This is a genomic window from Stenotrophomonas sp. STEN029, from assembly GCF_056760015.1.
The window spans coordinates 20885-29432 of record NZ_JBRREC010000061.1 but is presented as its reverse complement, the minus strand read 5'-3'; the positions used below and the strand labels follow the sequence as shown (position 1 = coordinate 29432).

The window sequence follows — 8548 nt, the reverse complement described above, 5'->3', positions numbered from 1 at the left end:
GGCTCGGCACTACAACTGCGGGGTGCGCTCTGGTTTTTGTAGGAGCGGCGTCAGCCGCGAAGCTGGCAATGCTGGAATCACCGGCATTTCTGCAATCTGATGGTTTGTGGGCTTCGCGGCTTACGCCGCTCCTACAGGAGCTGATGGATCTTTGGGAAAGCCCCTGCCGAGCATGGCTCGGCACTACAGGTGAGGCTGCTGCCGAGCATGGCTCGGCACTACTTCAGTCCGGTAGCTTCCAGTTGAACAGGTCCATCGCTTTCTGGAACTCGCGGTCCAGTGGTGCGCGCACTTCGATGCGGCGGCCGTCCTGCGGGTGCGGGAACGCCAGGCGCTCGGCGTGCAGCAGCATGCGGTGCACGCCCTGCATGCGGAAGGTACGGTTGTGCCGCCCGTCGCCGTGGCTGGTGTCGCCGATCATGTGGTGGAACATGTGCTTGAGGTGCCTCCGGATCTGCCGGAAACGCCCAGTCTGCGGCTGGCAACGCAGCAGCGCGTAACGCGAGGTCGGGAAGCCCGTCGACGGAATCGGCAACTCGCCTTCCAGCAGCTTCTGGAAATGGGTGATGGCCTGTTTTTTGACCGGTTTGCCGGGGCCACCGTCCAGATCATGATCGACGGTGAACGCATCCTCCGCCGGCCAGCCTCGACACACCGCCAGGTAATCCTTCTCCACCTCGCCGCCCATCAGCGTCTTGCCCAAGGTGCTGGCGCTTTCGCGATCAAAGGCCAACAGCAGGCAGCCACTGGTTGCGCGATCGAGCCGGTGCACGAGGAGAATCGGCTTGCCCAGCTGCTCGCGCAGGCGGTCAGCAAGGAAATCATCCTCGCCGCGCGCCAGCTTGCTGTCGTGGACCATCAAGCCCGCAGGCTTGTTGACCACCGCCAACCACTGGTCTTCATACAACAGCGGCAGCGGTTCAAAAACGACCGGCGCCTCTACTGCTTCATCGACAACATCACTCATCGACGCAACCACGCCGAAGCCACGGCAATCGCACCGACCGCGCCTGTCACCCACGACCACAGCGGCACCGAGGCGAACTGCGGGCCGCCCACTTGCAGGCCATACAGCAGCGCCGACACCACCATCAAACCGACACCGGCAACGGCAGTAACCACACGCCGCTGCATGCGCTGCAACGTGCCTTCGAGGTTGACGATGTCCTGCGAGCGCATCGCCAGCTCATGCTTGCCTTCCACCTGCTGGCGCAGCCAGCTGTGCAGCAGCGCGGGCATGTCCGGGGCCTGGGTCATGATTTCCGGCAGGCGCTTGCGCAGTTCCTTCAGCGCGCGGCGCGGGCTGTAACGCTCGCGCAGGATGCGCTCCAGCACCGGTTTGGCCACTTCCCAAATGTCCAGGTTGGGGTCGAGCTGGCGGCCCACGCCTTCGATGTTCAACAGCGTCTTCTGCAGCAGGATCAGCTGCGGCTGCAGGGTCAGCTGATAACGCTGGGCGGTGCGGAACAGCTTCATCAGCACTTCGGCCAGCGAGATCTGCGACAGCGGGCGGGTGAAGTACGGTTCGCAGACCGCGCGCACCGCAGCTTCCAGCTCATCGATACGTACCGTGTTCGGCATCCACTGCGCCTGCAGGTGCAGCTCGGCGATGCGGCGGTAATCGCGGTTGAAGATGGCCATGAAGTTTTCGGCGAGGTAGAACTGATCCTCTTCCGACAGCTGGCCCATGATGCCGAAGTCCAGCGCGATGAAGCGCGGGTTGTCGCGGCGCGCCGGATCGATGTCGACCCAGATGTTGCCGGCGTGTGCATCGGCATGGAAGAAGTTGTCGCGGAACACCTGCGTGTAGAACACGCGCACGCCCTTGGCGGCCAGCGCCTTGCGGTCGATGCCGGCCTTGTCCAGCGCCACGATGTCGTCGGACGGAATGCCCCAGACCCGCTCCAGGGTCAGCGCGCGCTCGGCGGTGTGGCTCCAGATCACTTCCGGGACGTACAGATCGTCCGAGTTTTCCCAGAAGCGGCGCAGCACGCTGGCGTTGGCACCCTCGCGCTGCAGGTCCAACTCTGCCGCCAGGGTGGTTTCAATCTCGGCCACCACCTCGCGCGGGCGAATCTTGTCGGCACGCGGATGAGTGCGCTCGACCAATGCAGCCAGCGACTTGAGCAGGGCGATGTCACCGGCGATCTGCTTTTCGATATCCGGGCGCAGCACCTTGACCACGACCTGACGGCCATCGTCCAGAGTTGCCGCGTGTACCTGCGCGATCGAGGCCGAGGCCAGCGGCGTGGTGTCGAAGCTGGCGAAGGCTTCGGTAATCGGCAGACCCAGCGCCTGCTCGACGATCTGCAGCGCGCGTTCGCCGTCAAAGGGCTTGACCCGGTCCTGCAGCAGGGTCAGCTCGGCGGCGACGTCCGGCGGCACCAGGTCGCGGCGGGTGGACAGGATCTGGCCGAACTTGACGAAGATCGGGCCCAGCTCCTGCAGCGCCAGGCGCAGGCGCGCGCCGCGCGACTGCGAGGCGATATCGGCGCTGGCACGCGGCACGAACGGCTTGGCGATGCCGAGCCAACGTTCGACCGGGGTGCCGTCAAGCAGGTCATCCAGCCGGTAGCGCAGGATCACCCGGCCGATGCGACTGGCGCGGAACATGGCACGGGTCGCCTTCATGCGGCACCTCCGGCGCGCTGACGCAGGCGCGCGATGCGCGCGGCCATGCGTTCGACGTCATCGCGGATCACGTCCACATCATCATGGAAGGCATCCAGCTCGGCACGGGCAACGACATCACGCGACTCCTCGGTAACGTATTCGGCGGCGGTCTCGGCCAGATCCTTGGCGCTGCGCCTGGCCTGCAGCAGGGCTGCACGCAGGGTCTGCGCGATCTGCACGCCGAGGATCTCGCCAAAGGCTTTGACAAAAGGCTGCTGCCAATCCGGATCAAAACGGGTAGCCAGCTGCTGCAGGCGGCGCGCCAGCTCGGCGTCGCCGGAGACCTTGACCCGCCCAGCAGGCGCGCTGTTGCCGCGCCGTGCATTGGCCAGGAATGGAAGCTGCGCAAGCATCCCTCCCAGCGTGCTGCGCACGGCCAGGTCAGGCTCCAGCGCCGGATCGACCGGGCCCACGGTCAGGCGTTCGCCGGCGACCCCGATCTGCATCGCCAGCGACGGCGATTCCAGGGTCAGGGCGATGCGTTGGCCGTCGAGCGAGGCCAGTGCGGTGCGGGTATCCGGGTCCAGCGCCAGCGCGCGGTTCAAGGCCACTTCCAGCGCACGGCCGGCCAGCGGCTTGATCATTTTGAGGGGGGATGCAGGCATGCCGGCATTCTACCGGAGGGGCGGGATTGGAGACTGGATCGCGACGGGGAGCGAATGCCTCGCCAGCACAGGATTTGTTCATGTAGCGGCGCATTGTGTGTGGAACCGCGCTTTCGGCGGCAAGCCGCACCAGCTGGTCGCCGCGCTCAATGAACCGCGCGTCCCGAGCCGCCCGTTCCAGCTTGAAAGCAGCCGCCACTCCCTATTCCCGAATCGCGGCGTTTGAGTTCATGCTATGCAGACACCACCAAACACAGCGTCAGGAGCACACAGGCAATGGGCAAGACCCGGGTTGGCATCATCTTCGGCGGTCGTTCGGCCGAGCACGAGGTCTCGCTGCAGTCGGCGAAGAACATCTTCGATGCGCTGGACAAGGAACGTTTCGACGTCAGCCTGATCGGCGTGGACAAGCAGGGCCTGTGGCACCTGTGCGACGCGGCCGGCTTCCTGCTCAACGCCGATGACCCCAAGCGCATCGCGCTGGATACCTCCGGCCCGGTGCTGTCGGTACTGCCCGGCGCCGAGCGCGGCCAGCTGCTGGCTGCCGATGGCCGCGAGGTGCCGCAGCTGGACGTGGTATTCCCGATCGTGCACGGCACCCTCGGCGAAGACGGCACCCTGCAGGGCCTGCTGCGCACCTTGAACCTGCCCTTCGCTGGCCCCGGCGTGCTTGGCGCAGCCGCGGCGATGGACAAGGACATGGCCAAGCGCCTGCTGCGCGATGCCGGCCTGGCGGTGGCGCCATTTGCCTGTTTCAACCATGTCACTGCTGCACGCGCTGACTACGATGCGCTGGTCGCGCAGCTCGGCCTGCCGCTGTTCGTCAAGCCGGCCAACCAAGGTTCCTCGGTCGGCGTGAGCAAGGTGCGCAATGCCGAAGAGTTCGCCACCGCGATGGCATTGGCCCTGTCGTTCGACCACAAGGTGCTGGTGGAATCGGCGATTGTCGGCCGCGAGATCGAGTGTGCAGTGCTGGGCAACGACGTGCCCGAAGCCAGCGTCTGCGGCGAAGTGGTGGTGCATGACGATTTCTACGCCTATGACACCAAGTACATCAGCGCCAGCGGCGCGGAGACGGTGATCCCGGCCGATATCGCGGCCGATGCGCAGCAGCGCATCCGCGAGATCGCCGTGCGCGCCTACCAGGCGCTGGACTGCATCGGCATGGCGCGTGTGGACGTGTTCCTCACCGAGGCCGGCGACGTCGTCATCAACGAACTGAACACCCTGCCCGGCTTCACCAAGATCAGCATGTATCCCAAACTGTGGGGCGCAAGCGGGCTGGGCTATACCGCGCTGATCACCCGCCTGATCGAGCTGGCGCTGGAGCGCCACGCTGCGGACAGGAACCTGCGCAGCTCGATCAGCACTTCGGCCTGATCGAAGCTACTGAAACGACGCGGCCCGCACCCTAGCCTAGGATGCGGGCCGTTCTGTTTCTGGCGTCAGGAATGATCAGCCTTTCTTGCGGAACATCGACACCACCGCAAGGATCAGGAAGACGACGAACAGGATCCACGCGATATTGCTGGCCGCACCGGCAATGCCACTGAAGCCGAGTACGGCAGCAATGATGGCGATGACGAAGAAAACGACGGCGTAATGCAGCATGGGCTGGGTCCTCGGTTGGAATCAGGGGTCCATACTCGGCAATTGCCGGTCGCGATACGGTGACAGGAACGTTAGCGCCGGATGATGACGGCGCTGTCCATTCAGGATGCGGCGGCCAATCGGCGCAAGCCTTCCTCGATGGAGACCTTGGGCTCGTAGCCGAAATCGCGGCGTGCCGGCTCCATCGAATACCAATGCGGCGTGCACAGTTGCTCGGCGAGGAAGCGCGTCATCGGCGGCTCGCCCGACAAGCGCAGCAGCGGCCACAGCTTTTCGCAGATCGAGCCGATGCGGTAAGCGGTCTTGAACGAAATCGACTTCTCCACGCCCGGCGCCCCCACCGCTGCAAGCAGGCGATTGAGCAGCTCGCGCATCGGCAGCGGCTCGCCGTTGGAAATGAAGTAGGCCTTGCCGGCGCAGGCCGCACCGACCACCAGATGATCGAAGGCATCGAAGTGCGCCTGGGCGGCGTTGTCGATGAAGGTGGTATCGACCTTGTTCTTACCATCACCGACAAAGCGCAGGCGGCCGGCGCGCGCGCGTTCGGCCAGCCGCGGCACCAGCTGGTTGTCGCCCGGGCCCCAGATCAGGCGCGGGCGCAGCGCGATGGTTGCCAGATCGGCACCATTGGCGGCCAGCACCTCCTGTTCGGCGATGGTCTTGGTGGCGGCATACGGCGCCTGGAAGTCCTCACCGTAAGGCACTTCATCCGCACCCAGGCCTTCGACCGGATGGGTGGCGCGATGGGTGACGCTAGGTGTTGAGGTGTAGACCAAGCGGCGGATGTCGTGCGCCTTGCAGGCGGCAAGCACATTGCGGGTGCCGACCACATTGGCCTGGAAGTAGCTGTCGTAGCTGCCCCAGGCTCCAGCCTTTGCAGCGTTGTGGAAGATGGCACCGACGCCGGCGGCGGCGTGATGCACAGCGTTCGCATCGGCCAAGTCGCCACGGATCTGGCCAACGCCAATCTCCTGCAGGGACGGGTAATGCCCGCGATTGAAGCTCAGCACCTGATGGCCGCGTTCGACCAGGCCACGGCACAAGGCCTGACCGAGAAAACCACCACCACCGGTAACCAGAATCTTCATTCGTTTGATCGCTCTGTTGCTGGGCTTCCGCGCCGACTGGCCGCGTCGGAAGCATTGAGATTTGTCCGTCAGTATCGCAGTAGTGGTGCTCGGGTGCTTTGCTGGGATGTTGGCGGAGAGCGTTACCCCTCCCCAACCCTCCCCTTGCCTGCGGCAAAGGGAGGGGGCAAAGCTTTAGCCCTCCCTTTCGCGTAGCGAAGGGGAGGGTTGGGAGGGGTGCTCTTCGCCGTGCGACAAGGCCCGCAGGATGTCCTCCAACACAGCCGGCATCCGCTGCAGAACCTCGTCATTCCAGTAACGCAGCACCCTGAAGCCCAATCCCTGCAGCACCTCGGTCCGCCGCTGGTCATAGGCAAGCTGCTCAAGATGCTGCCCGCCGTCCAGTTCGACGATCAGCTTCGCTTCAAGGCAGACGAAGTCGGCGATGTAACCGGCCAAGGGTTTTTGTCTGCGGAAGCGGAAGCCTGCCAACTGGCGTCGGCGTAGTTGCTGCCATAGGCGGTCTTCTGCATCGGTGGGGGTGTTGCGCAGGGCTCTGGCACGCCTTCGCAGCTTGTCCATTGCGGCTCTCCGTTCTTGGTACGGAAAGCCTGCGATTGGTGGCGATGGGAGCCTGTCAGGGAATCACTGGATTCAAGCTGTCCATCGACTCAAAGAACACTGCGCTTTACCCCTCCCCAACCCTCCCCTCCGCCTTCGGCGCAAGGGAGGGAGCAAGACCACCCCTCCCCAACCCTCCCCTTGCCTACAGCAAAGGGAGGGGGCAAAGCTTTAGCCCTCCCTTTCGCGCAGCGAAGGGGAGGGTTGGGAGGGGTGCTCTTGCTCTTGCTCTTGCTCGTGCTTCAAGCCTTCCAGCTCAACCCAACTGCGCTTGCGCCCACACCGCCAATTTCTCACGCCCGATCTTGGCGTTGTGGCGGATATCCACGGGAAAGCTCGATTGGCGCAGGAAATATTCAATGCCGGCAAAACCCGGATGACGCAATGCCATGATCCTCAATTGCCTTTCGATCTCACCGGAGTGCTGATCCGGCAGCGGCTCGTAACACAGCACCGGCACCTGCTGGCCCAGCGCACCAACACCCACCAAAGCCGTGCGCCGCACACCAGCTACGGTGTTGAACACCGGCTCCACCTGCTCGGTATACAGCGGTCCTGCCGCCGTCTCGACCCGATGCGTCTTGCGCCCGCAGAACCACAGCCGCCCGTCAGCATCGAACCAACCCACATCGCCCATGCGGTGCACGATGCGCTCGCCGCCATCGGCCAGCACTTCGCGGATCTTGGCCGCGGCCGTTGCCTGTGGTCGGTTGAAATAGCTGTCGGTGGTTGTCGGACCAACCACCGTGATCTCACCCACCTCCCCGGCCGGCAGCTCACGCACGCCGTTCCAGTCAGCGATGGGTTCGTCGGTGATGGCAATGATGCGCACGACATTCGGCGCGACCACACGCCCCACACAGGTGCCCGCGCCAGCCTCGGTAGCCTCACGCGTATCCACCAGTTCGCGGCCTTCAATCACCGCTACCGGCAGGCATTCGGTGGCGCCGTATGGCGTCCAGAACTGGCCGTCCTCCGGCATCAGCGAACGGATCTTGGACACGATCTCCGGCGGCACCGGCGCACCCGCCGAAGTGGCGCGGGTCACCGTTGGCAGCGGCTGGCCGTGCTCGGCCAGCACCCGCATCAATGCCGGCGAACCGAACAGCTGGGTCACGCCGAAGCGGGCAATGGCATCGTGAAGCTTGCGCGGATCGGCGCTGCCCGGCCGGGTCGGGTCCATGTCCGGGATCACCGACGTCAGGCCCAGCGCCGGGTCGAACAGGGCGAACGGCGGGAAGGTCGGCAGGTCGATGCCACCGGGCTGCATGCCGAAGGCATTTCGCAGCAGTTCCACCTGGCCGACGAAATGGCGGTGGCGATAGACCACGCCCTTGGGCACGCCGGTGGAGCCGCTGGTGAACAGGATCGCCGCCACGTCGTCCGGTGCGGTGGCGGCCAACTGGCTGCCCGCGCCAGCGCCATCGGCTTCGATCTTCGCCAGGGTGATGCCACCCCAGCCCCAGCGCCGACCGACGGTGACCTTGACCTTGGCCGCCTTGGCCCAGCCCAGCAGCACCCGCGCAAATTGCGCCAAGGGGATGCCGATGAAGGCCTGCGGCTGTGCTTCATCCAGGCACTGCTTCAGCGCGCGCTTATCAATGCCGGGGTCGACCAGCACCGGCACTGCGCCGATCTTGAACAGGGCGAACATCAACAGGAAGAACTCCGGCCCCGGCCGCACCATCACCACCGCGCGCACCCCGCGGCCGATGCCGTTGGCCGCCAAACCAGCGGCAATGGCGTCGCTGCGGGCGTCCAGGGTGCGGTAATCCAGGGTCACGTCGTAGGCGGCCATGCCGTTGGCGGCGAGCTTGCCAGGGCAGCGAATGGCGATCTGGTCGGGCCGTTCACGTGCCAGCTCGGGCAGGCGCGCGGCGATATTACAGGTTTCGTTCATCTTCCTATTGTCGCCAATGCAGAAAAATCTTGCGCGCAGGCCGTCACCGTGGAAAATTTCGCACCTTCCTT

At 64.9% G+C, this 8548-nt stretch carries 8 protein-coding genes; 1 reads left to right on the top strand and 7 read right to left on the bottom strand.

All coding sequences use genetic code 11. The features are described from left to right. Positions 1–223: 223 nt before the first annotated feature. Genes ACVOLI_RS13720 through ACVOLI_RS13710 form a run of 3 tightly spaced genes read right to left on the bottom strand, consistent with a single transcriptional unit; the run spans position 224 to position 3278 of the window. Positions 224–967 carry a pseudouridine synthase gene (locus tag ACVOLI_RS13720; RefSeq protein WP_481614836.1) on the bottom strand — a complete coding sequence of 248 codons (744 nt, stop codon included), beginning with the start codon at positions 965–967 and terminating at the stop codon, positions 224–226. After that, entirely contained in the window at positions 964–2631 is a 1668-nt protein-coding gene (gene ubiB, locus ACVOLI_RS13715; protein WP_481614835.1) for a ubiquinone biosynthesis regulatory protein kinase UbiB, read from the bottom strand. The genes ACVOLI_RS13720 and ubiB overlap by 4 nt, the downstream gene beginning before the upstream one ends. Further along, positions 2628–3278: a ubiquinone biosynthesis accessory factor UbiJ gene (locus ACVOLI_RS13710; RefSeq protein ID WP_481614834.1), complete on the bottom strand. Its 651-nt coding sequence runs from the start codon at positions 3276–3278 to the stop codon at positions 2628–2630. The genes ubiB and ACVOLI_RS13710 overlap by 4 nt, the downstream gene beginning before the upstream one ends. A gap of 276 nt (positions 3279–3554) precedes the next feature. Here ACVOLI_RS13710 and ddlA point away from each other — a divergent pair, with 276 nt between their 5' ends. Further along, a complete protein-coding gene (ddlA, locus tag ACVOLI_RS13705; RefSeq protein ID WP_481614833.1) occupies positions 3555–4658 on the top strand; it encodes a D-alanine--D-alanine ligase in 1104 nt (367 codons plus the stop codon). 75 nt (positions 4659–4733) lie between these two features. Here the strand turns inward: ddlA and ACVOLI_RS13700 are convergent, their stop codons facing one another. From ACVOLI_RS13700 to oleC, 4 genes are all read right to left on the bottom strand, one after another. After that, positions 4734–4889 carry a DUF1328 domain-containing protein gene (locus tag ACVOLI_RS13700; RefSeq protein WP_282269396.1) on the bottom strand — a complete coding sequence of 52 codons (156 nt, stop codon included), beginning with the start codon at positions 4887–4889 and terminating at the stop codon, positions 4734–4736. Positions 4890–4990: 101 nt separating this feature from the next. Beyond that, positions 4991–5977 carry a 2-alkyl-3-oxoalkanoate reductase gene (gene oleD, locus ACVOLI_RS13695; protein ID WP_481614832.1) on the bottom strand — a complete coding sequence of 329 codons (987 nt, stop codon included), beginning with the start codon at positions 5975–5977 and terminating at the stop codon, positions 4991–4993. A gap of 174 nt (positions 5978–6151) precedes the next feature. Continuing rightward, on the bottom strand, positions 6152–6538 hold the full coding sequence (locus ACVOLI_RS13690) for an endonuclease domain-containing protein (protein WP_481614831.1): 387 nt from the start codon (positions 6536–6538) through the stop codon (positions 6152–6154). 295 nt (positions 6539–6833) lie between these two features. After that, positions 6834–8477, bottom strand: coding sequence for an olefin beta-lactone synthetase (gene oleC, locus ACVOLI_RS13685; protein ID WP_481614830.1), 1644 nt, complete (start codon positions 8475–8477; stop codon positions 6834–6836). Between the last annotated feature and the right edge of the window lie 71 nt (positions 8478–8548).

Coding starts and splice junctions, on each gene's coding strand:
- ACVOLI_RS13710 (WP_481614834.1), bottom strand. CDS start 3,278: ATGCCTGCATCCCCCCTCAAAATGATCAAGCCGCTGGCCGGCCGTGCG.
- ubiB (WP_481614835.1), bottom strand. CDS start 2,631: ATGAAGGCGACCCGTGCCATGTTCCGCGCCAGTCGCATCGGCCGGGTG.
- ACVOLI_RS13720 (WP_481614836.1), bottom strand. CDS start 967: ATGAGTGATGTTGTCGATGAAGCAGTAGAGGCGCCGGTCGTTTTTGAA.
- ddlA (WP_481614833.1), top strand. CDS start 3,555: ATGGGCAAGACCCGGGTTGGCATCATCTTCGGCGGTCGTTCGGCCGAG.
- ACVOLI_RS13700 (WP_282269396.1), bottom strand. CDS start 4,889: ATGCTGCATTACGCCGTCGTTTTCTTCGTCATCGCCATCATTGCTGCC.
- ACVOLI_RS13690 (WP_481614831.1), bottom strand. CDS start 6,538: ATGGACAAGCTGCGAAGGCGTGCCAGAGCCCTGCGCAACACCCCCACC.
- oleC (WP_481614830.1), bottom strand. CDS start 8,477: ATGAACGAAACCTGTAATATCGCCGCGCGCCTGCCCGAGCTGGCACGT.
- oleD (WP_481614832.1), bottom strand. CDS start 5,977: ATGAAGATTCTGGTTACCGGTGGTGGTGGTTTTCTCGGTCAGGCCTTG.